18 protein-coding genes are annotated in these 21,291 nt (G+C 65.8%); all 18 read left to right on the plus strand.

What is annotated here, in order from left to right:
- The first annotated feature begins 10 nt into the window (after positions 1 to 10).
- The 18 genes from DNA98_RS05130 (at position 11) to DNA98_RS05210 (ending at position 21,290) form a co-directional block, all read left to right on the plus strand.
- The gene (locus DNA98_RS05130; RefSeq protein ID WP_233493094.1) at positions 11 to 1,057 is read left to right on the plus strand and encodes a fumarylacetoacetate hydrolase family protein; all 1,047 of its coding nucleotides are present in this window, start codon (positions 11 to 13) and stop codon (positions 1,055 to 1,057) included.
- Positions 1,054 to 2,181 carry an FAD-dependent oxidoreductase gene (locus tag DNA98_RS05135; protein WP_110527195.1) on the plus strand — a complete coding sequence of 376 codons (1,128 nt, stop codon included), beginning with the start codon at positions 1,054 to 1,056 and terminating at the stop codon, positions 2,179 to 2,181. The genes DNA98_RS05130 and DNA98_RS05135 overlap by 4 nt, the downstream gene beginning before the upstream one ends.
- Positions 2,178 to 3,191, plus strand: coding sequence for an SMP-30/gluconolactonase/LRE family protein (locus tag DNA98_RS05140; protein WP_110527198.1), 1,014 nt, complete (start codon positions 2,178 to 2,180; stop codon positions 3,189 to 3,191). Before DNA98_RS05135 ends, DNA98_RS05140 begins: the two co-directional genes overlap by 4 nt.
- A 73-nt stretch (positions 3,192 to 3,264) precedes the next feature.
- Positions 3,265 to 4,224, plus strand: coding sequence for an NAD-dependent epimerase/dehydratase family protein (locus DNA98_RS05145; protein WP_110527201.1), 960 nt, complete (start codon positions 3,265 to 3,267; stop codon positions 4,222 to 4,224).
- A gap of 523 nt (positions 4,225 to 4,747) precedes the next feature.
- Positions 4,748 to 5,281, plus strand: coding sequence for a DUF2939 domain-containing protein (locus tag DNA98_RS05150; protein WP_110527204.1), 534 nt, complete (start codon positions 4,748 to 4,750; stop codon positions 5,279 to 5,281).
- 111 nt (positions 5,282 to 5,392) lie between these two features.
- Complete coding sequence (locus DNA98_RS17755) at positions 5,393 to 5,560, plus strand: hypothetical protein (RefSeq protein ID WP_158531605.1); 168 nt, start codon at positions 5,393 to 5,395, stop codon at positions 5,558 to 5,560.
- Positions 5,561 to 5,583: 23 nt separating this feature from the next.
- Positions 5,584 to 7,179 carry a tetratricopeptide repeat protein gene (locus DNA98_RS05155; protein ID WP_233493096.1) on the plus strand — a complete coding sequence of 532 codons (1,596 nt, stop codon included), beginning with the start codon at positions 5,584 to 5,586 and terminating at the stop codon, positions 7,177 to 7,179.
- A gap of 180 nt (positions 7,180 to 7,359) precedes the next feature.
- Complete coding sequence (locus DNA98_RS05160; protein ID WP_110527207.1) at positions 7,360 to 10,599, plus strand: CRISPR-associated endonuclease Cas3''; 3,240 nt, start codon at positions 7,360 to 7,362, stop codon at positions 10,597 to 10,599.
- Between the two features lie 47 nt (positions 10,600 to 10,646).
- Positions 10,647 to 11,393: a type I-C CRISPR-associated protein Cas5c gene (cas5c, locus tag DNA98_RS05165; RefSeq protein WP_110528261.1), complete on the plus strand. Its 747-nt coding sequence runs from the start codon at positions 10,647 to 10,649 to the stop codon at positions 11,391 to 11,393.
- A complete protein-coding gene (gene cas8c / locus DNA98_RS05170; RefSeq protein ID WP_110527210.1) occupies positions 11,393 to 13,234 on the plus strand; it encodes a type I-C CRISPR-associated protein Cas8c/Csd1 in 1,842 nt (613 codons plus the stop codon). The genes cas5c and cas8c overlap by 1 nt, the downstream gene beginning before the upstream one ends.
- Positions 13,235 to 13,258: 24 nt before the next feature.
- Positions 13,259 to 14,239 (plus strand): type I-C CRISPR-associated protein Cas7/Csd2, encoded by a 981-nt coding sequence (gene cas7c / locus DNA98_RS05175; protein ID WP_110527213.1) that lies wholly within the window; start codon positions 13,259 to 13,261, stop codon positions 14,237 to 14,239.
- Between the two features lie 2 nt (positions 14,240 to 14,241).
- Positions 14,242 to 15,456 (plus strand): type III-B CRISPR module RAMP protein Cmr1, encoded by a 1,215-nt coding sequence (gene cmr1, locus DNA98_RS05180; protein WP_110527216.1) that lies wholly within the window; start codon positions 14,242 to 14,244, stop codon positions 15,454 to 15,456.
- On the plus strand, positions 15,453 to 16,931 hold the full coding sequence (cas10, locus tag DNA98_RS05185; RefSeq protein ID WP_110527219.1) for a type III-B CRISPR-associated protein Cas10/Cmr2: 1,479 nt from the start codon (positions 15,453 to 15,455) through the stop codon (positions 16,929 to 16,931). Before cmr1 ends, cas10 begins: the two co-directional genes overlap by 4 nt.
- Positions 16,912 to 18,045: a type III-B CRISPR module-associated protein Cmr3 gene (gene cmr3 / locus DNA98_RS05190; protein WP_110527222.1), complete on the plus strand. Its 1,134-nt coding sequence runs from the start codon at positions 16,912 to 16,914 to the stop codon at positions 18,043 to 18,045. Before cas10 ends, cmr3 begins: the two co-directional genes overlap by 20 nt.
- A 2-nt stretch (positions 18,046 to 18,047) precedes the next feature.
- The gene (gene cmr4, locus DNA98_RS05195; RefSeq protein ID WP_110528264.1) at positions 18,048 to 18,842 is read left to right on the plus strand and encodes a type III-B CRISPR module RAMP protein Cmr4; all 795 of its coding nucleotides are present in this window, start codon (positions 18,048 to 18,050) and stop codon (positions 18,840 to 18,842) included.
- Positions 18,839 to 19,231: a type III-B CRISPR module-associated protein Cmr5 gene (cmr5, locus tag DNA98_RS05200; RefSeq protein WP_110527224.1), complete on the plus strand. Its 393-nt coding sequence runs from the start codon at positions 18,839 to 18,841 to the stop codon at positions 19,229 to 19,231. The genes cmr4 and cmr5 overlap by 4 nt, the downstream gene beginning before the upstream one ends.
- Positions 19,232 to 19,401: 170 nt before the next feature.
- A complete protein-coding gene (gene cmr6 / locus DNA98_RS05205) occupies positions 19,402 to 20,244 on the plus strand; it encodes a type III-B CRISPR module RAMP protein Cmr6 (RefSeq protein WP_233493098.1) in 843 nt (280 codons plus the stop codon).
- Positions 20,241 to 21,290 (plus strand): putative CRISPR-associated protein, encoded by a 1,050-nt coding sequence (locus tag DNA98_RS05210; RefSeq protein ID WP_110527227.1) that lies wholly within the window; start codon positions 20,241 to 20,243, stop codon positions 21,288 to 21,290. The genes cmr6 and DNA98_RS05210 overlap by 4 nt, the downstream gene beginning before the upstream one ends.
- Position 21,291: the final 1 nt, after the last annotated feature.

Here is a 21,291-nt window from a genome sequence, read left to right on the forward strand (position 1 = left end):
CATGTCCCTTATGCCTTTTCATTTGGGTACCTTTCAGGCTGCCGGTGGACCTCCTTTTGCCGGGCTGGTGCAGCAAGGGCAAGTGGTGGCGGTGGCCGCCCTGAGGCCCCTCTGCCGCCGGCTGGGCTATGAGCTATTCCAGCCGGAGAGCGTGCTCGGGCTTCTAGAGGACTGGCCACGCAACTATCCGGCATTGGTGCGGGCAGTGGAGGCCATCCGTGCCGGGGAGGCCAAGGAGCTGCCCTTTATCGCCGAGACCCAGCTCCAAACGCTACCCCCGGTCTACCTGCCGCGGCAGATTTTCTGCTCCGGAGCCAACTACAAAAAGCATGTGGTGGACCTGATCGTGGCCCAGGGGGGGCCTCACCTTGCCCATATGAGTCCAGAAGAGCGGCATGAATGGGGACAGCGCCGCATGGACGAACGGGCCTCGAGGGGCCAGCCCTTCGTCTTCACCAAGCTGCCCACCAGCATCATTGGCCCCTACGACACCCTCTGGCTACCCCCAGAGGTGGAGCAGGCCGACTGGGAGCTCGAGCTGGGCGTGGTGATGGGCCGCCCGGCACGCCGGGTGCGGCGCGAGGAGGCCCTGGAGTACGTGGCTGGGTATGTGGTGGTCAATGACATCACTGCCCGCGAGCTCGTCTACCGGCCCGACATCCCCGAGATGGGGATGGACTGGCTGGCTTCCAAGAACGCCCCAGGCTTCCTCCCCATGGGCCCCTACCTCACCCCGGCGGCTTTCGTGGCTGATCCACAGAACCTCACCCTTACCCTCAAGCTCAACGGCCAGGTCATGCAGCACGAGTCCACCGCGGACATGATCTTTGGAGTGGCCCAGCTCATCGAGTTTATCTCGGCCCATGTGCAACTTCTGCCCGGGGACCTGATCTGCACCGGTTCCCCGGCAGGCAACGGCATGCACTACAGCCGCTTCCTACAAAACGGTGACCTGATGGAGGGCAGCATCACTGGCCTGGGTACCCAGCGCACCCTCTGCCGCTTGGAGCAAGTGCCCAGCGCAGCCCCAGCAATCGCAAGCAAGGAGGTCGGATGAGCGTCCATAAAGTGCTGATCGTAGGTGGGGGAATCGCCGGGCTCTGCACCGCGGTGGGCCTCAAGGATAGCGGCATCCAGGTCGAGATCGTCGAGCAAAACCCAAAGTGGGACGTCTACGGGGTGGGCATCATCCAGCTCGCTAACGCGCTCCGGGCTTTGGCTGCTTTGAGCTTGGCTCAGGAAGCCCTTGCCCAAGGGTTTCCCATGTCCGCCCTAGTGATGTGGCGGCCCGACGGCATTCCCATCGCCACCCTGCCCCAGCCCGCCATTGCCGGCCCCAACTTCCCTCCGCAAAACGGCATCGCCCGGCCTCGGCTGCACGCCATCCTGCAAAAAGCCGCCCAAGCCGCAGGGGCCCAGGTGCGGCTGGGCCTGAGCGTGCAAACCCTGGAGCAGGGCGAAGGGGGGGTCAGGGTTACCTTTACCGACGGCAGCCAAGGGATCTACGACCTGGTGGTGGGGGCCGATGGGCTGCGCTCGAGGGTACGCCAGCTGGTCTTCCCCGAGGTGCCCCCGCCCCAGTACGAAGAACAGGTGGTCTGGCGCTACAACCTGCCCAGGCCCCCCGAGGTGGACAACATCTGGATGTGGATGGGGGAGCCCAAGGTGGGGATTGTGCCATTGGGCGCCGAACTTATGTACATGTTCATCACCGATCCAGCCCCCGGCCAGCCCCCCCGCTACCCCGAGGCGGCCTTGGCCGAGGAGATGCGCAAGCGCCTGGACGGTTACCGGCACATCCCGCTGCTGGCCCAGCTGCGTGAGCAGATCACCGAGTCTAGCAAGGTGGTGCTGCGCCCCTTCGAGACCATCCTGGTGCCGGCTCCCTGGCACCGGGGCCGGGTGGTGCTGGTGGGCGATGCAGCCCACGCTATGACCGCCCATATCGCCCAGGGTGCGGCTATGGCCATCGAGGACGCGGTGGTTTTGAGCGAGGAATTGCGCCGGGCGCCCAGCCTAGAGGCCGCCCTGGAAGCCTACAATCGCCGCCGTTTCGACCGGGTGCGCCGGATGGTGGAGATGTCCCGCCAGCTCTGCATCTGGGAGCGTACCCACGACCCCGAAGCCGACCCCGTGGGGGTGACCCGGGCCTCCATGGAGCTGGCTGCTCAGCCGATATGAGCCGGAATCCGCTACAAGGCTTTCGGGTTGAGCGTAACCAGATTGGCTTCGTAGGCCACGACCTGCAACGCCCCGAGTGTATTCTGGCCGAGCCGGACGGTACGCTCTGGGTGGCCGACGCCCGCGGGGGGGTGGTGCATATCGACCCGGATGGCCAGCAGATCCTCATTACTCCCAAGACGCAGCCACAGGAGGCTTCCTTCGAAGAGCGCTACGTGGAGGCCAAGGGCTCGCTGCCCAACGGGCTCTGCTTCGACCAGGAGGGGAAGCTCATCGTCGCCAACTGGGGCACCAACGCCATAGAACGCATGTCCCGCGATGGCCATCTGGAAACCCTCTACACCGAAGTAGATGGGAAGCCCCTAGGCAAGGTCAACTTCCCCCTGCGCGACAGCAAGGGGCGCATCTGGTTCAGCGTGACCACCCGTACCGAGCCCTGGACCGAGCAGGTCAACACCAAGGTCAGCGATGGCTATATTGGCCTCATCGACGAAAAGGGCATCCGTGTCGTGGCCGAGGGATTTTGCGGCACCAACGAGATCCGCTTTGATGCGCAGGAGGAGTGGCTTTATGTGGTGGAGAGCACTGCCCGGCGCATCACCCGGCTTCGCCACAAGGACGGAAAACTCTTCGAGCGTGAAGTCTACGGACCGCAGGAGCTCGAGGGCCACCCCGACGGCTTCGCCTTCGACGCCCATGGTAACCTCTGGGTAACCCTGGTCTTCTTGGACAAGCTCATCGCCATTACCCCCGAAGGGGAGGTGCTGGAGCTTTTGGACAACTCCAACCCTGAGGCCAATGCGGTCTACGAGCGGCACTTCCGGGCCGGTACCCTGACCCCTGGGATCATGGCCGCCAACCACGGTACCCTTTGTCCCTGGATGGCTAGCTTGACCTTTGGAGGGCCCGACCTGCGTACGGTCTACCTGGGTAGCCTGCGGGGTACCCGAATTCCTTTCTTCCGCAGCCCGGTGCCGGGTCAGCCGATGATCCACTGGCAAAGGAGGTAGGCTTGCATTCGACCTTGGTCAAGCCGGAGGTTTCTTTCTCGAGCAAAACCCGGTGGTGAATGAGGAAACTGCCATGAATATCTGGATTACCGGTGCCGCGGGTTTTGTGGGTTCCCGCCTGGTGCGGCTTTTGCTGGAGGAGGGGGCGGTGGACTTCGCCCATCTGCTTCTGCTGGATCGGCGCTCTGACCAGATCTACGCCGACCCACGGGTAGAAGCCATGAGGGGGGACTTCTTTGACCGGGAGTTGCTCGCGGCGGCCTCGGCCTACCCCCCGGATTGGGTCTTCCATTTGGCCAGCATTCCCGGGGCCCTGGCCGAGCGCGAGTTCGCCCTGGGCCAGCGAGTCAACCTGGAAGGTACCCTGGCCCTGCTCGAGGCCCTGCGCAGCTTTAGGCGTTCTCCGGTGGTGGTTTTCGCCAGCAGCGTGGCGGTCTATGGATCGCCCCTGCCGCCATTGGTGGACGACCAGACCCCCGCCTCTCCCAGCTCGAGCTACGGCACCCAAAAGCGCATTGGGGAGTTACTGTTGCAGGACTACACCCGGCGGGGCTACCTGGACGGGCGGGCCCTGCGCCTGCCTGGAATCGTGGCCCGCCCACCTGGCCCCTCAGGGCTGGCCTCGGCCTTCATGAGCGAGCTTTTGCGCCACCTAGAGGCCGGGATTCCCTACACCCTCCCGGTCTCCCCCCAGGCCGCCATGTGGTGGATGTCGGCCCGATGCGCTGCGGAGAACCTGCTGCACGCAGCCCGGCTGCCGTTGGCCTCCCAGGAGCCCCGGATCTTCTTGTTGCCTGCGCTTTGGGCCTCCGTGGAGGAGGTGGTGGCCGAAGGAGCGCGGCTTTTTGGGAACGACCGGAAGGAGATGGTGCGTTATCAACCCGATCCCGAGCTCGAGGCCCGTTTTGGCCGCTACCCACCCCTCGAGGCAAAGCGGGCCTTGGCCCAGGGCTTCCACCACGATGAGAGCCTTACGAATATGATGGTGCGGGCGCTGGAAGATTTCTCGAAGGCGCTGCGCCAGGATCGTTGATATTTCAAGGATGGCCTGACCGGCGCACTGTTGCAGAGACCTAGATGCCACCCTCCCCTAGCAGGGGAGGGCTGAGTTTTATCGTATATTGCGCAAAGATATTTAGCCTATAAAGAGAAGACAACCTGCTAGATATGCGGCGTATATAGACTATATGGATATTTGCTGGATAGGCGATTATTACACTTCGGCTGAGCAAAACCGCGTGAGACGAACCCGCTGCTGGGCGGGGTGGAGGAAGGCTGTGGTGGAGTGGGGACCAGATGCAGACTGCTTCGAACGGGGTTGCACTACCTGGGCTTACACGCGAACCACTTCGTGCTTGACCGGTTATCTGCTTTTGGATATCGGCCTGATGGTGTCGATGTGGATCTCCCGGTGGTTCGCACACGGTAGGGGGAAGGCGGGGTGGTGGTAAACCGCTTGGGCCCAAAAGCGCCCATCTACGGCCCGCCTGCTGGATGTGGCAGCCCGCACCACAGTGGGCTAGTTCTCACCGCACCACAAACACAAGGAGGAAAGGATGAGCGTTGAAACCCAGGAAAAAGCAACCCCAACGCTCAAGAAGCCGGGGTTCTGGTTCGTAGTGTTGGCTGGGCTGCTGCTGCTGGCCTACGCCTGGTTTTCGCCCTATCTAGCCTTGATAGGCATTCAACGGGCCATTCAGAGCAACAACGCCGCGGCCCTCGAGCGCTACATCGACTTTCCCCGGGTGCGCGAGAGCCTCAAGGCCGACTTCAACCGCCTATTGGTAGAGCAGGCCCAACAAGACCAGACCGGCTTTGGGGCGCTGGGGCTGTTGTTCGCGGCTCCCTTGGTGGATCAGATGGTGGATGCCTTGATCACCCCCGAAGGCCTGGCCAGCATCGGTACCGACCAGGAACCGCAGAAGGGCGATCTCGAGGCGGTTGGCGACTGGCGCCTCAGGCGAGAGGGGTTTTCCCGGGCCTTGCTACACCCCAAGGATAACCCCGACGAGGGGCTTTTGATGGAACGGCAAGGTCTGGGCTGGAAGGTAGTACGGCTACAGATCAAGACCCTTCCCCAAGCCCGGTAAAAAGGCAGCCCGTCTTCAGCTTCTCCCAGGTCCCCTCGCCTCGCGGCGCGTGACGTACGGCGCTCTTGTGGCGCGCAAGGATCATGCGCGGGGTGGCCCGAGGGTGTGGGTGTGGGAAACGATCCTCTCCTCACCCGAAGGCTCGGCCATTGCGGCTTCAAGCGTTTTGCTCTGCTGGGGGTTCTGCTGGCGCTGCTCTTGGCGGCTTCGGTGTTGGCCCCCTCTCCACAGCCCCTCATCGCCGATGGCGACGATCCCAAGATCGGTACCGGCGGCTAGGCATCGGCTACAATGAGTAGGGCGTGAGAAAGATCCCCCTCGAAGATGCTCGGATCAGCCTCGAGGCCCTGCTGGACTCGGCCCGCACGGCCCCGGCGCTTCGGCTGTTGGAAGAGCTGATTAACCAGGCGGCGACCCATCAGGCCGCGGAGAAGGTGGCAGGGCTGTTCGATCTGCTGCCCGAAGGGCTGCTGCAACGGGAGGTCTCCTTCGGGCAGCTCTACGCCGCAGCGCTGTGCCGTTCCCGGCAGGCCGATAGGCTGCTGGCCTACCTCGAGACCCTCACCCCGCCGATTCCCCCGGCCCTGCAGACCTACCGGGCTTGGGCTCTGTTGCGGAAGGAGCGGTATGCGGAGGCCCTGGGCCAGCTCGAGGCCCTCCAGGGCTGTGAGGTCGGCGACCGGGGGCTCTACTGGCGCACCAAGGGGGAAGCGCTCTTCCGCCTGGGCCGGGCCGACTGGCACCAGGCCTTCCTGAAGGCCAGGGAGCACCTGAAGGGCTCGGCGCTGGGCCGCTGCTTGGTGGACGAGGGCGGGCTGCTCTACCTCGCGGGCCAGCGCTCGGCGGCGCGGGTGCTCTGGGGCGAGGCCCTGGCCTACCTGCGCGACGATCCCTACTACCTGGCCTGGACCCGGCACAGCCTGGGGATGGCCCTCATCAACGACCGCCCCGAGGAGGCCGAAGCCCACCTCCTCGAGGCCGTCCGCCTCAGCCGCAAGGCGGTGGCGCGGGAATTCCAGGCTCGGGCCCTGTGCGGTCTGGGCGCCGTGCGCCGCGCCTTTGGCGAGTGGGAACGGGCGCTGAGCAGCTATCGGGAGGCAATCCGGGTGGCCCGCGAGCGGGATGACCGCCAGCAGGCCCTGTGGGGCTACGGCCACACCCTGCGCCTGCTGGGCCGGCTCGAGGAGGCCCTGGCCCAGCTCACGCTGGCGCGGGAACTCGACCCCTCCCCGGCGACGAGCTGGCTCAACGCCGACATCGCCGCGGTGCGGCTGATGCTGGGGGACGCCAGGGGAGCCCGGGAAGCCCTGAGCCAGGCGCTTTCGCTGGGCGAACGCGGGAAGATCGTGCGGCGGGTGGTGCAGGCGGCCCTGGGGCCAGCGGAAGCCGCCCGCTCCTGGCTGGAGGGCCTCGAGCCCACCAAGCTCTGGGTGCGGGAAGAGCTCCACTGCTTCCCCGAGCTGAGGGCCCTCCTGGCCGCGCCCGAGCTGGGAGGGCAGAGGTACTGGGTGGAGGTCAACCCCTTTGGCGCGCTCGAGGTCAGGGTCAATGGCCGCCCGGTGCCGATCAGCCCCACCGGCAGGCCGGGGGAGTTGTTGGTCTTCCTGCTGGAGAATGGCGGGAGCGCCGGGGTGGAGCAGCTCCTCGACCAGCTTTACCGCGACAACCGGCCCCAAGAGCGCAAAGCGCTGTGGGAGACCGCCGAACGGCTGCGGAGGGCGCTGGGGTGGAAGGGGAGCGTGCGGGTCAGGGGGGGAGTCTACCGGCTCGACCCCGAGGCAAAGTGGGTCTACCGGGATCGGCCTCCCCCGGGGGCGGGTGAGTTCATGGTGGGCCACTACGCCAACTGGGTTCAGGAGCGACGCCACAGCCTGAACTGGGTGATCGAAAGGGACTGAGGCCATACGCTATACGCAAGGTGCTCCCTCCCCTAGCAGGGGAGGGTTGGGGTGGGGTTGGTATACGCTGTACGTCGTAAATCTTGCTGCCAGACCGCTAAAGATTCTTGCGCGGCTTTTCCGTTCGCACGCTGATATGGACGATTGACGGACGCGTGTGGCTAGACTTGTGGCTGCGGTATGGAAACCAACGCTGCGGATTCGCTCAGGGCCTCCCACGAGAAAGCCCTGCGGCTGGTGCGGATCCTCGAGCTGCTCAGGCTCAAGCCCTGGACCGCCCAGCAGCTCGCCGCCGCCCTCGGGGTCAAGAAGCGGGCGGTGCTGTACTACCTCGAAGACCTGCGGGGGCTCGAGCCCCACCTGGGCTTCCGCCTGCTGCATGACGAGATCCGGCACACCTACGCCCTGAGCTCTGGCGTGGTGCTCAGCGACATCGAAAAAGTGGTCGCGCACACCGCCCTGCGGATGCTCTACCACCACTCGCCCGGTCACAACCAGCAGTACCTCGAGGCCATGCTCAAGCTGGCCCGCGGCCTGCCCGAGCCGGCCCGGACCATCGCGCAAAAGAGCGCCGAGGCCATGGCGGCGCGGGAGCCCGGCCTCGAGGGGGGCAACCTCGAGAAGATCGCCAACGCCTGGTTCCGCCGGCAACTCATCCGCTTCGAGTACCAGCTCCCCGAGCGGCGCGATCCCGTGAGCTTTGAGCTGGAGACCTACTTCATCGAGGTCTCGCGGGCCAACATGGCCGTTTACGTCATCGGCCGCGAGCGCAGCTACAAGAACGAGCTACGCACCTTCAAGCTCGCGCGGATGCGCTTCGTCACCCTGATCGGTCCGACCGAGGCCTACGAGATCCCCGAGGGCTTCGACCCCAAAGAGTACCTCTCCGACGCCTGGGGCGTCGTGGGGAGTGGGGGCAGGCCGGTGCGGGTGCGGCTGCGCTTCTCACCCCAGGCCGTCCAGCGCATCCGGGAGGGGGGCTACCCCAACCTCAGAGAGCTGGAGGAGGGCGACGACGGCAGCCTGGTGGTGGAGCTCCGCGTGGGCGCCGACGAGGAGGGTTTCCCCCTCGAGCTGCTCTCCTGGATTCAGGGTTGGGGGCCGCGCGTGGAAGTGCTGGAGCCGGAGGTGTTGCGGCAGCGCTGGCTCGAGGAGGCCCGGGCGGTGGTGGAGCGCTACGCCTCGAGCCGGCCCCACTACTGGGCCCATACCCACCCCGATCCCTCCCGCTGGCAGCCCTTGCGGGAGCACCTGGGCCGCGTGGCCGAGCTGGCTGCGGCCAGGGCGCGGGCTTTTGGCGAGGCGGAGAAGGGGTGGCTGGCCGGCCGCCTGCACGACGTGGGCAAGTACGGCGACCTTTTCCAGCGCCGGCTGGAGGGCAAAGAGCGGGGGCTGGACCACTGGTCGGCGGGAGCCCACCTCGCCTTGTTCGAGTACTGCGCGCCCCAGGTGGCCCTGGCCATCCAGGGCCACCACATCGGCCTGCAGAGCGGGGCCAAGGAGAGCCTCAAGGAGATGCGGCTACGGGAGGATGGCCGGGGTTTCCCGGGCGAGCTGCGCCTGAGCGAGGCCCGGTTGGAGCTGCTCAGGGAACGCTGGCAAGCCGACGGCCTCGAGCTGCCCCCACCCCGCCAGGCCCAGATAGCCCTTCCGCAGAACGCCGCGGCCATGCTCGAGACCCGCATGCTCTTCTCGGCCCTGGTGGACGCCGATTTTCTGGACACCGAAGCCCACCTACGGGGGCCGGAAGCCCGCCCCACCCCGCCCCCCCTGCAGGCCGCGCGAGCCCTGGAGCGGCTCGAGGCCCGCCTGCAGGAGCTGGCCCAGGACCAGGGCTTACCCTCAGCCATCCGCCGACTTCGCCAGCAGGTCTCTGAGGCCTGTGCAAGGGCCGCACAACAAGACGCCCGCCTCTTTACCCTCACCGCCCCCACCGGCAGCGGCAAAACCCTGGCCATGCTGCGCTTCGCCCTGCGCCGGGCTGTGCAAGACCCCCGCATACGGCGCATCGTGGTGGTGCTCCCCTACCTGTCCATCCTCGACCAGACCGTGCGCATCTACCGCGAGCTGTTCGCCGATTTTGGGCCCCACTACATCCTGGAAGACCACAGCCTGGCCTACCGCCCGCTGCGCAAGGATTCCTCCGACGAGCAAGACCTACAGGAGCGCGAGCGCCGCCTCTTGAGCGAGAACTGGGAGGCCCCCATCGTCCTCACCACCCACGTGCAGCTGCTGGAGAGCCTGCACGCGAGCCGCCCCGGGGCCTGCCGCAAGCTGCACAACCTGGCCGGGAGCGTGCTGCTGTTCGACGAGGTCCAGACCCTGCCCACCCACCTGGCGGTGCCCACCCTCAAGACCCTTTCGCACCTGGCCAGCGACAAGTACGGCGCGGTGGTGGTCTTCGCCACCGCCACCCAGCCGGCCTTCGATAGCCTGCACAGCAAAGTTCAGGAAAACGAACCGCAGGGCTGGCAGCCGCGGGAGATCGTACCGGACCCGGCTGCGCTCTTTGGCCAAAGCCGGCGAGTGGCGGTGGAATGGCGGCTCAAAAACCCCACCCCCAACCCGGCCCTGGCGACCCTGCTGGAGGCCGACCCCCAGGCTTTGGTGGTGCTCAACCTCAAGCGGCAGGCCCATAGGCTCTTTCGGCTGGCCCAAGAACGGGGCCTGGAGGGGCTTTATCACCTCTCCACCGCGCTGTGCCCGGCCCACCGGAAGAGGGCGCTGGAGGAGATCCAGGCCCGCCTGGAGGCCGCTCAACCCTGCCGCCTGATCGCCACCCAGGTGGTGGAGGCCGGGGTGGAGCTGGATTTCCCGGTGGGCTACCGGGCCTTGGGGCCCTTGGAGGCCATCGCCCAGACCGCGGGCCGGGTCAACCGGCACGGCCTGCGCCCGGAGGGGCGGCTGGTGGTCTTTTGGCCCGAGGACGAAGGCTACCCCGACCGGGCCTACGCCCAGGCCGCCGGGCTCACCCGGGCTTTGCAGGCCGAGGGGGGCCTCGAGCTCACCCCCGAGGCCTTCCGCCGCTACTACCACAGCCTCTACGGGCTGCAAAGCGTAAGCGACCCCGAGATCGAAGGGCTCATCAAAACCCAGAACTACGCCGAGCTGGCCCGCCGCTACCGGATCATCGAAACCTCGGCGGTGAACGTGGTAGTCCCCTACGACGACGAGGCCCGGGCGCTGATGCAGGAGGCGCGCGAGCGCGGCATCGCCGCGGACTGGATCCACCGGGCCCGGCCCTACGCGGTGCCCTACTTCCTGCCCAAGGGCGGCCCGCCGCCTTTCCTGGAGACGGTTTTTCTGCGCTACGGACGGGCCGAGGCCCCCGACTGGTACCTGTGCCCGGACCCTGCCCTCTACGACGCCTCCCTGGGCTTCATCCCGGAGGAAGGGAGCGGCGTGGGGTTGGTCATATAGACCCGAGGGTTTGTGGGAGTGCGGCTATGTTGCTCAAAGGAGGAGCCATGCGAAGGTTTAGCCTGGAAGTCTGGGGGGAGCTGGCCTGCTTCACCCGGCCTGAGTTCAAGGTCGAGCGCTTCAGCTACCCCCTCATCACCCCCAGCGCGGCGCGGGGCATCTTCGACGCCATCTACCTGGACTTTGACCCACAGGGCAAAAGGCCCCTCATGTACTGGCAGGTGGAGCGCATCGAGGTGCTGCGCCCGGTGCGCTACATCAGCCTCATGCGCAACGAGGTCAAGGAGAAGGCCAGCCTGCGCAACATCCAGACCTGGATGAAAGACCCCTCGAGCTTCGAGCCCCTCTACGCCGACGCCACCAAGGACGACACCGGCCAGGACACCAAGGGCCGCACCCAGCGCCAGACCATGGCCCTCAAGGACGTGCGCTACCGCCTCACCGCCCACGCGGTGCTCTACCGCGAGGAGCACGCCCTGCGGCAGAAGATCGAGCACAGCTTCGAGCGCCGGGCCAGAGCCGGGCAGTGCCTCTACCAGCCCTACCTGGGCTGCCGCGAGTTCACCGGCTACTTCCGGCTGGTGGAGCCCGGCGAGGAGGCCCGGCCCGTGCCCTACAGCGAACGGATCGGCTGGATGCTCTACGACGTCTTCGACCTCTCGCGCCCGGGGGCGCCGCTGCGCACCGACAAGGGCGAGAAGCCCCAGATCAGCCTCTTCGAGGCCGAGGTGGTGGAGGGGGTGCTCGAGGTGCCCCCCTACGAGAGCCCGCAGGTGAGAAAAGGAGGTGTGTGATGCTGGCACAGCTTGTGGAATACGCCCGGCAAAAAGGCCTGGAGGCCGAACCCGGCTTCACCACCAAGGAGATCCGCTGGCTGGCCGCGGTGAGCCCAGCGGGGCAGTTGACCGAGCTGATACCGCTGGACCAGGCTAAAACCGCCCCCGACCTCTCCCAGCCGGAGATGATGGCCCTGCCCGGCTACCTGAAGGTCGAGCAGGCCGCCCACTTCCTGGCCGACACCTGCGCGGTGGTGTTCGGCTTGGCCGAGCGGGACGCTCAAGGGGAGCCCAAGAAGCCTGAAGAGCACGCCAAGAACCTGCTAAAGCAGGCCACCTTCCGGCTGCTCATTCAACTTGCGGCCAAAGATGTGCCGCTGCTCGAGCCCATCGCCCGGGCGCTGTCCGACCCCCAGCAGGTGCAGGGGTTTTTGGCGAAGCTCGAGGCCCAAGCCCAGAAAAAGGGCGCGGAAAAGCTCAAACCCACGGATAAGATCTCCTTTTTCGTGCAGGGCCGCTGCGTGCTGGACTTCCCCGACTGGCACGGCTGGTGGCGGCAGTTTAGGGCCCAGGCCTTCCCCCGGTCGGGCGCGGCGGGCCAGATGCCCTCCTTTGCCAGCGGGGGGCTGGTCACCCCGGCCCCTACCCACCCCAAGGTGACCAAACTGGGCGGGAGCGCCTTTGGCCACGCCCTGGTGACCTACGACAAGGAGGCCTTCGAGTCCTACGGCCTCTCCCAAGGGGAGAACGCGGCGGTAGAGGAGGAGGCCGCCACCGCCTACCGGGCCGGGCTGGACGCGCTGTTGGAGAAAGCCGAGACCCTGGGCGAGATGAAGGTGGTGGTCTGGTACGACCGCGAGATCCCCGAGGAGGACGACTTCTTCCACGACCTCTTCGCCCCCGGCAGCGAGGCTGAGGAGCTACAGGCCCTCGAGCGCGCCCAGCGGGTGCTGGAGGCCCTCAAAACCGGCCAGGCCCCCCCGGAGATTCGCCACAGCCGCTTTTTCGCCGCCGCCCTGAGCCCGGCCTCGGGAAGGGTGATGGTGCGCGACTGGCAGAACGGCAGGTTGGAAGAGTTCGTAGAGGCGGTAAAGACCTGGTTCGAGCACCTGGCCATCGTGCGCCGCTCGGGCGACCGGCCCGCAGCTCTGCCGGGGCTTAATCGGCTCTTCTTGAGCCTGCAACGCCCCAAGGCCCCCGAGCAACGCCTCGACGACTACCTCAAGCCCATCAAAACCCTGCAAGTGCCCCTGTGGCGGGCGGCCCTGAACCCCAAGCTGCCCATCCCCTATGGGGCCCTGGCCCGCGTCATGGAGTCCCACACCGCCGAGGTGATGACCGGGGCTTTCAGCGAGGCCCTCCGGGCCCAGAAGCCCGACGCTGCGGCCCTGGGGCGGATCTACGCCCGCATGGGGCTGTTGAAGGCCTACCACATTCGCAAAGGAGGAAGCATGAGCGCCGAACTCGACCTAAGCCACCCCAGCCCGGCCTACCACTGTGGCCGCTTGATGTGCCTCTTGGCCCAGATCCAGGAGGCCGCCGCCGACGCCGAGATCAACGCCGGGGTGATCCAGCGCTACTACGGCGCGGCCAGCAGCACCCCGGCCCTGGTGCTGGGCCGCCTCACGCGGCTCTCGCAGCACCACCTGGCCAAGCTGGCCAAGGACTCCCCCGGCTTGGCCCACTGGTTCAACACCCGGCTGGCCGAGGTGTGGAAGGCCCTGGGAAAAAACCTTCCCCGCACCCTGAGCCTGGAGGAGCAGAGCCTATTCGCCCTGGGCTACTACCAGCAGCTCGCCGCCAGCCGGGTCAAAAAGGACGGCCCCGAAACCGCCCAAAGCCCGCTTTTCCAGGAGTAAACCCACGCCAGAAGGAGGCTTGATATGTCCAATCCCATCCAAAACCGCTACGAGTTCCTGCTCTTCTTCGACGTACAGGACGGCAACCCCAACGGCGACCCCGACTCGGGCAACGCCCCCCGCGTAGACCCCGAGGACGGCCACGGCCTGGTGAGCGACGTGGCCCTCAAGCGCCGCATCCGCAACTACGCCCAGGCTGCCGGAGCTCCCATTTTTGTCCAGCACGGCACCAACCTCAACCGCCCCATCTTCGAGGCCCACGAAAAAACCGGCGGCTTTACCGGCGCCAAGACCAAGGACAAGGTCGAGGCGGCCCGTCGCTGGATGTGCGAGCAGTTCTTCGACGTGCGCACCTTTGGCGCGGTGATGAGCACCGGGGCCAACGCCGGGCAGGTGCGCGGCCCGGTGCAGATCACCTTTGCCCGCAGCCTCGACCCCATCTTCCCCGCCGAGTTCAGCATCACCCGCGGCGCGGTGGCCGAGGACGTCAAGAACGCCAAGACCCTGGAGGACTACCTGCGCTGGGAGGCCGAGCAGCCCGAGGACAAGCTGCGCACCATGGGCCGCAAGAGCCAGGTGGCCTACGGCCTCTACCTGGCCAAGGGCTTCATCAGCGCCCACCTGGCCCAGGGCACCGGATTCAGCCAGGCCGACCTCAAGCTGTTGGTGGAGGCCCTGCTCAACATGTTCGAGCACGACCGCAGCGCCAGCAAGGGGCACATGGCCACCCGCCGGCTCTACCTTTTCCAGCACGTGGGCAACGGCGACCCCAACAACCCTGAGCAGAACCGGCGCCAGGCCATGCTGGGCTGCGCTCCCGCGCACCGCCTGCTCGATCTGGGCCAGGTGGTCTCGGTGCGCCGGCTCGACGAGAGCCGGCCACCCCGCCGCTTCGCCGATTACGAGGTACAGGCCGACCCCGCCCGGCTGCCCAAGGGGGTGCGGATGCTCGAGCTGGACTACTGGGACGAGGCCAAGTTTGAAACCGGCTGGGTGGGGGCGTAGCGATGCCAAGGACGATCAAAATTCCAGCCCCAACCCTTACCGAGCCAAAACTAGAGACCTGGACGCTCAAGCTTAAGACCATCACCCCCCTGTTCGGCGGCAGCGCCACCCCCCGCGAGGTGGACCCTGAAAACCCGGTGCGGGCGGCCAGCGTACGCGGCCACCTGCGCTTCTGGTGGCGGGCCGTGGCGGGGGCGGCTGAAAAGCTGTTCGAGGCTGAGGAGGCCATCTGGGGCAGCGCTGAGAAGCACGGCAAGGTAGCCCTGCGCGTCCTCGAGCCCAACGCCGGACAGCCTGTAAGGCCCTCGGAGCTCGTACCGGACAAGGGCGCGGCAAAAACCGGTCCGATGGAGCGGTTCTTTTTGCACCCTTTCAACGAAAACAAACGCGAGGGCTTGCCAGAGGCCAGCGGGCTAAAGTCGGTGGAGTTCACCCTGGAACTCGACGTAACCCAGCTTAGCCCAGAGGAAAAAGAGCAGCTCAAGACCGCGCTGCGTGCCTGGATTGCCTTCGGGGGGGTAGGGGCCCGCACCCGGCGGGGGGTGGGGGCGCTCGAGGCGCTGAGCGATGTCTCGGAATGGCTGCCTGCAAGCCCTAACCAGCTCAAAGCCTGGTTTGTGGTTTCACCCATAGCGGAACCCCAGCACACCACCCTGGCCGGTGCGGTGATCTGCCTGGGGCAGCCCCACAAGCCCAACGCCAACGATCCCTACAAGGGGCAGGCCCCCTGGCGCGAGCTGGGCCGTTTCTGGGCGCGTTTTCGCAAGGGCCATTTCCTGGAAGACCCCCAGACTGGGCAAACCATGAAATACACCCCCATGGCCGGGGGCAAGTGGCGCGATCACCAAACCTTGAAGAACCTGGGGCACCACCAGCAGGAAGTTGCCCTCGTCAAGCCTTACCTGGGCCTGCCCATCGTCTACCAGCGTCTGGGAAATAGCTTCAGCGGCACCCTCGAGGCCCCCCACCCCCAGGGCCGGCGCATGGCCTCGCCGGTGATCCTCAAGCCCATGGCCTTTGCCGATGGCAGCCTGCGGCCTGCGGTGATCATCCTCCGTGCCCCGGCTCCCGAGCAGATCAAGATCGGGGGGCGGGAACTAAAGCTGCAGCTTCCCGAGCACGACCCCGTGCTGGATGCGCTCGAGGCCGGCGACGCACTGGAAGCGGTGCGCAAGGCCGCCCGCATCCAGGGCTTCGCCGTGGAGGTGCGCCTATGAGCCACCTGCTCTCCATCTCCCTCGGCCCGGTGCAGGACTTCATCGCCGCCGCCCGCCGCACCGCCGACCTGTACGCGGGTTCGCAAATCCTGCAGGAGCTGAGCAAGGAAGCTGCAAGGCATCTGGCCAATAACGGCGCTACGCTGATCTTCCCCGCCGACAAAGACGCCGACGGAGCCAACAAGATTCTGGCCGAGGTAACGGCAGACCCCAAGCGGCTTGCCGAGGAGACCAAAAAAGCCGTTCAGGAGAGGCTCTTGGGGCTTTGGAACGAGACCATCGGCAAACTCCCCGCCGAGCAAAGAAACCTGATCGACCAAGCAAGGGCCAAAGAGCAGCTCGGGAGTTTCCTCGAGTTCTACGCCGCTTGGGTTCCCCTGGACGGCGACTACCCCCAAGCCCGCCTGGCGGTGGAGCGCCTGCTGGCCGGGCGCAAGGCCCTGAGGGATTTTCTGCCTACTCAGCAAAACGACGACGGCGTGCCTAAGTCGGCCCTGGACCCCGCCCGCGCGGCGGTCATCGACCCGCGCCGCTGGGCCGGGGTGAATATCCGCCTCGAGGACGGTACTTACCGTCCCCTGCGCATCAAGCCCACCGAGCACCTCGACGCCCTCTCGCTGCTCAAGCGCTGCTACGGGGCTCTCAAGTCCGGGGTGGTGGTGGACACCCGCACTATGGCCCGGCGCTCCTGGAGGCCGGAAGCAGAGCCCGACGAGCGCTACGGCGAGGAAGACGACCATATCCCAGAGCCTCAGCCCTACCTGGCCATCCTGGTGGCCGACGGCGACCGCATGGGCGAGCTCATCGCCCGCCAGGACGACCCCCAAGCCCACCGCGGGCTTTCTCGCACCCTGGATGGTTTTGCCCGGAAAGCTCGAGCCATCGTGCCCCAATACGGCGGTTTCATGGTCTACTCCGGCGGCGACGACGTGCTGGCCTTTTTGCCGGTAAACCGGGCGGTGGAGTGCGCCAAGGAGCTCTCGGATGCCTTCCGCCAAGAGGTAAAGGGCACCCTCTCGGCGGGAGTGGCCCTGGTACACTACCGCGAGCCGCTCTCCATTTCTCTGCAAAATGCGCGGGATGCGGAGAAAGCCGCCAAGAACGGCGGGCGCAACGCGCTGGCGGTGGCCCTGCACACCCGGGGCGGCTCGCCGGTCGCGGTGGTGCAGCCCTGGGACGAGCTGTCCTGGGGCGAGCTGCTGGAGGCCTACCAAAACCGCCAGATTACCCGCGGCCTGGCCCATGAGCTGCGCGATCTGGTGCTGGAGTGGCAAGACGGGATGCGGGCCGATTACCTGCACAAAGAGGCCCAGCGGGTACTGGGCCGCAAAGAGGCCCGCGGCCTGCGCATCCCCGCCCCCACCGCCGACACCCCCACCTACCGCAAGGCCCTGCTGCGCTTTGTGGATCAGCTCATCATCGCCCGCTTCCTGAGCGGGCTCGAGGAGGAAGCCCATGCCGGAACGGGTGCTTGAGATCCACGCCCTAAGCCCCTTGCTCTTCCGCGATGGCCGGCCTTTCAGCGCCGCCGACGGCACCGAGACCGCCGCCCAAAGCCTGCCCCTGCCCCTACCCAGCACCCTGGCCGGGTTCGTGCGCACCCAGGTCGGCCTGGCCGCAGGTATGGGTTTTAGCCACCAGGAGCTGCAAAACCTGCACGGCCTGCAGGTGTGCGGCCCCCTGCTGGCCCGGGGGGGCGAAATTCTGCTGCCCGCCCCGCGCGACGCGGTGATCTACAAGGAAGGCGAGAAGCCCCAGCTCATGAAGCTGCGCCCCTTTAGCCCGCCCGAAGGCGCCGGTTGCGACCTGCCGGGAGGTTTGCTGCCCCTCGAGGTCACCCAGGACGTCAAGCCCGAGAGCGGCTACAACTTCTGGACCGCGGGCGAGATGGAGCGCTGGCTCTTGGATGAGGAAGTGCTTCCTGCGGAGAAGATCTCCGGCCTGCCCAGCGAAACCCGGGTGCACGTGGCCATGGACCCCGCCAAGGGCAAGGCCCGAGAGGGGCAGCTATTCAGCGTGGCCTACCGGCCCCTCGAGACGGGCAAAGGTCCGGAAGACTACCGGCCTGCTTCCCTGCGGGTACGGCTTTCCTTGTCCAACGGCTGGACGCCAGCCCGCATCGGCTACCTGGGGGGTGAGCGCCGCCCGGTGGCGGTGGAGGTGAAGGAGGGCCTTTCCGAGTACTGGTACGACTGCCCCGAGGGCCTCAAAAAGCGCTTTGCCGGGCTGGGCAAAGGGGCCCGGGTGCGCTTGGTGCTGGCCACCCCGGCCCTCTTCGAGGGCGGTTGGAGACCGGGCTGGGTTGAAAAATCGGGCACCGGCGAGCTCCACCTGCCGCGCGGCCTGAGCAAGGTAAGGCTGAGGCTGGTCGCGGCGGCAGTGGGGCGGCGCGAGCCGGTGAGCGGCTGGAGCCTGCGGGCAAAACAGCCCAAGGCGGTGCGCTGGATGGTGCCGGCGGGTAGCGTGTACTTCTTCGAGGTGTTGGAGGGCAACCCGGCTGACCTACTGGAAAGCTGGCTCAGGCCCGTAAGCGACGACGAACAAGACCGCAAGGACGGCTTTGGCCTTGCGCTGTGGGGAGTGTGGTGAAGATGCAGGTGAAGATGATTTTCTGGCAGGCCCTCACTCCGGTGCACCCTGGCACCGGGCAGGACTCGAGCAGCGTGATCGACCTTCCGGTAGCCCGCGAAGCCGCCACCAAGTTTCCGGTTATCCCGGCCAGCAGCCTCAAGGGGGTGCTGCGCGATGGCCGCGAGGACGAGGGGGCCAACAGGATCTTTGGCTCGTTGGAGAAGGCCGCCGAGCTCACCCTCACCGACGCGCGGGTGCTCTTTTTGCCGGTGCGCTCGTATGCGGGCACCTTCGCTTTTCTGACCTGTCCGCTGGTGCTGGAGCGCTTGGGGCGCGACCAGAAGGCCCTGGGGCTTCCCGGCCTGCAAGCGCCCATCCCCACACCCCAGCAGACCGAGGCCCTGCTGCCGCAGGAAAGCGAGATTGTGCACAACGGCCAGGTGATCCTCGAGGACATCGACCTCACCGCCAAGCCTGGTGCGGTTAACGACCTGGCGAAAGAGCTGGGCCAACGGGTTTTTGGCCCCGAGGCCGCATACTTCCAAAAGCGCTTTGCCCTGGTTTCCAACGACGTGTTCTCCTATTTCTGCGAAACCGCCCTGGAGATCATCGCCCGGGTCAGGCTCAATTCGGACTCCAAAACCGTGGAGCGGGGCGGGCTTTGGTACGAGGAGGCCATCCCGGCAGAGACCGTTTTTTCGAGCTTCGCCATTGGCACCGACGGCTTCGAGGAGCTCGACCGTTCCTTTATCCAGCTCGGCGGCCAGGCCAGCGTGGGCCGGGGGCTGTTGCGGCGGCTGGGGGGTGGGGTATGAGCCTGGTGACCCGCGCGCAGGAGGATATGGAACTCGCGCTAAAACTGGTGAGCCAGGTTGAGGAGGACTTCAAGGATAACAAAGGCACCGGAACCAAAGGACGCTATCAGGCTTTATGCCAAGAATTCCCGGTCATGGTGCGTACTTCGGGGCTTTGTCAGGCTATTGCCTTCAGCGAGGCAAAAAAGGGTGATGAAGAGGGTTTGCCCAGAGCCCACAAACTCTTGCTGAACCATGTCGAGAAAATTCTTGGCTCAGGAAACGGCTCGATACTTGAAAAAATCCGAAAGGCATCAGCCATTGAATACATGCACATGACGCGCAGAGTCCTGGATTCTTGGGTTTACTTCAAGCGGTTCTCCAAGAGCGTGCTCACGGTGGAGGATTAGCGATGGGGAACATACGTAGAGAGCGTTTGATTGGTTTGGAAACTCCGGGAAGTCACATTGGGCTGGCGCTGAACACTTTACTGCCAACTCACGATAAACCAAAATCGAGCCAGGAAGAGCATCCCTATTCCAAGTTCGTAAAACGACTTGCTGATTCCAGCGTTCCTAAGGTGTACGAAGAAGCTTACAAGCGCTGGAAGGCAACCCTCGAGGACGCAATCTGGCTCGAGGCCACCACCCGCGCCCCGCTGGCCATCGGCCTGGGCAACAGCAGCCCGCTGGAAAACGGTCTAGCCTTACACCATACCTACGGCGTGCCCTATCTGCCGGGCAGCGCCCTTAAGGGGCTCTTGCGCCGGGCCGCCGCGCGCTATGGCCTGAGCGAACCAGAGAAAGAGGTTCTGCTAGGCGAAGGCCCCGACCCCAAGCAAAAGAAGCCGGGGAACGCCGCATATCTGGTCTATTGGGACGGCTGGCTACACCCCGATAGTAAATCGCCCTTCCAAAAAGACGTCATCACCGTACACCATCCGGATTACTACGGCACACGCGGAAAAGCCTGGCCCACCGACTTCGACGACCCCAACCCGGTGGCCTTTCTCTCGGTGCGGCCTGGGGTGAAGTTCCATATTCCCATCACCTGCCCCGCCGAAAACGCCCAGGACTGGCCCCACAAGGCTGCCGAGCTGCTGGCTTGGGCGCTGGAGCACCTGGGTTTGGGCGGCAAGACCAACGCGGGGTATGGGTATTTTGCGGTGAAGCTGCCGGAGAGGCCCAAAGGAGACCGGGAGCAGGCCTTGGAGCTGTTGGAGTCCTACCGCGCCCGCATCGAGAAGATAAAACCCAGAAACGAGCGCCAGGAGCTGGACTTCTTCCTGCGCGAGCTGGCCGATAAACCTCCAACGGTGCGCAAGCCTGTGCTGGAGGCCATCAAAAAGCACCTGCAAGACTGGAAGATTTGGAACCCCGGCAACCCCCAACACGCCCGCATCCAGGAGCTATTGGATATATGAGCACCGTCATCCTCACCACCGTAGGCACCAGCCTGTTGATGAACGCCCGGCGCGAGGCGAAGGTCGCCGACCACGAGATCATGGAATACCTTTCTCGCGACCCCAAATCTGCCAGCGCCGAGACCAACTCGCTTTTGCGCATCCGCCAGCGGGGGGACTCGGTGGTGCTACTGCATAGCGATACCCCCGAAGGGGAGCGGGCAGCTACGCTGCTGGAACTCTATCTGCAAGACCAAAAGGTGGAGTGCCGCAAAGTGCGCATTGTGGGCCTGGCCTACGAGGCCCAGGGCTTTGTGGACTACGGCCTTAAGCACTTTGTGCAAACCCTGGCGGCGGAGATTCGCCGGGCCAAGCGGGAGCAAAAAGAAGTTATCATCAACGCCACCGGTGGCTTCAAGGCCGAGATTGCCTACGCCACCGCGCTGGGGCTGGTGTTCAAGGTGCCGGTTTACTACATTCACGAGAAATTCGGTGATGTCGTGACCCTCCCCCCGTCCCCCTTTGGTTGGGACAGCGAACTCATTGCCTGGAACCACGAGTTTTTCGACTGGATCGACGCCGAGCTGCGCCCCAAACGCGAAGTGGAGTCCCGGGCCGCCGGCTTACCCGAGGCGCTTCGGGTGCTGCTCGAGGATTTTGAGCTAGACGGCCAAGTCTATACCAGCCTCTCGCCTCTGGGCCAAGCCTACCTCGAGGCCTTCCGGGGCGAGCTCGAGCAGGCCCAGACCATTCCCATCTACCTCGCACCCAAGGCCAGGCGCACCTGGGAGGGCCTCGAGCCTGCCGAAAAAGAGCGCTACCGCAAACTCCTGCAACGCCTGCGCCTGCCCAACCGTGCCGCCAACAGCGAGCGCAAAAGCGGTGGGGGCGATGCGCTGGGCTTCCCTAAGGGCAACACCGACGAGCGGGTGTTCTACGCCGAAAAAGAAGGGGCGCTCTATGTATTCGCCCTTACGCACCATGGTCCGGAGTATGACCGAATGTGCCAGGAGGGCTTTCGCTGGTCCGATTACGCCGACCATGACTTCACCCTTTGGGAGGGCTAGT

This window comes from Meiothermus sp. Pnk-1 (assembly GCF_003226535.1).
In the GTDB taxonomy this organism is placed as follows: Bacteria; Deinococcota; Deinococci; order Deinococcales; family Thermaceae; genus Allomeiothermus.

Coding starts and splice junctions, on each gene's coding strand:
- DNA98_RS05130 (WP_233493094.1), top strand. CDS start 11: ATGCCTTTTCATTTGGGTACCTTTCAGGCTGCCGGTGGACCTCCTTTT.
- DNA98_RS05135 (WP_110527195.1), top strand. CDS start 1,054: ATGAGCGTCCATAAAGTGCTGATCGTAGGTGGGGGAATCGCCGGGCTC.
- DNA98_RS05140 (WP_110527198.1), top strand. CDS start 2,178: ATGAGCCGGAATCCGCTACAAGGCTTTCGGGTTGAGCGTAACCAGATT.
- DNA98_RS05145 (WP_110527201.1), top strand. CDS start 3,265: ATGAATATCTGGATTACCGGTGCCGCGGGTTTTGTGGGTTCCCGCCTG.
- DNA98_RS05150 (WP_110527204.1), top strand. CDS start 4,748: ATGAGCGTTGAAACCCAGGAAAAAGCAACCCCAACGCTCAAGAAGCCG.
- DNA98_RS05160 (WP_110527207.1), top strand. CDS start 7,360: ATGGAAACCAACGCTGCGGATTCGCTCAGGGCCTCCCACGAGAAAGCC.
- cas5c (WP_110528261.1), top strand. CDS start 10,647: ATGCGAAGGTTTAGCCTGGAAGTCTGGGGGGAGCTGGCCTGCTTCACC.
- cas8c (WP_110527210.1), top strand. CDS start 11,393: ATGCTGGCACAGCTTGTGGAATACGCCCGGCAAAAAGGCCTGGAGGCC.
- cas7c (WP_110527213.1), top strand. CDS start 13,259: ATGTCCAATCCCATCCAAAACCGCTACGAGTTCCTGCTCTTCTTCGAC.
- cmr1 (WP_110527216.1), top strand. CDS start 14,242: ATGCCAAGGACGATCAAAATTCCAGCCCCAACCCTTACCGAGCCAAAA.
- cas10 (WP_110527219.1), top strand. CDS start 15,453: ATGAGCCACCTGCTCTCCATCTCCCTCGGCCCGGTGCAGGACTTCATC.
- cmr3 (WP_110527222.1), top strand. CDS start 16,912: ATGCCGGAACGGGTGCTTGAGATCCACGCCCTAAGCCCCTTGCTCTTC.
- cmr4 (WP_110528264.1), top strand. CDS start 18,048: ATGCAGGTGAAGATGATTTTCTGGCAGGCCCTCACTCCGGTGCACCCT.
- cmr5 (WP_110527224.1), top strand. CDS start 18,839: ATGAGCCTGGTGACCCGCGCGCAGGAGGATATGGAACTCGCGCTAAAA.
- DNA98_RS05210 (WP_110527227.1), top strand. CDS start 20,241: ATGAGCACCGTCATCCTCACCACCGTAGGCACCAGCCTGTTGATGAAC.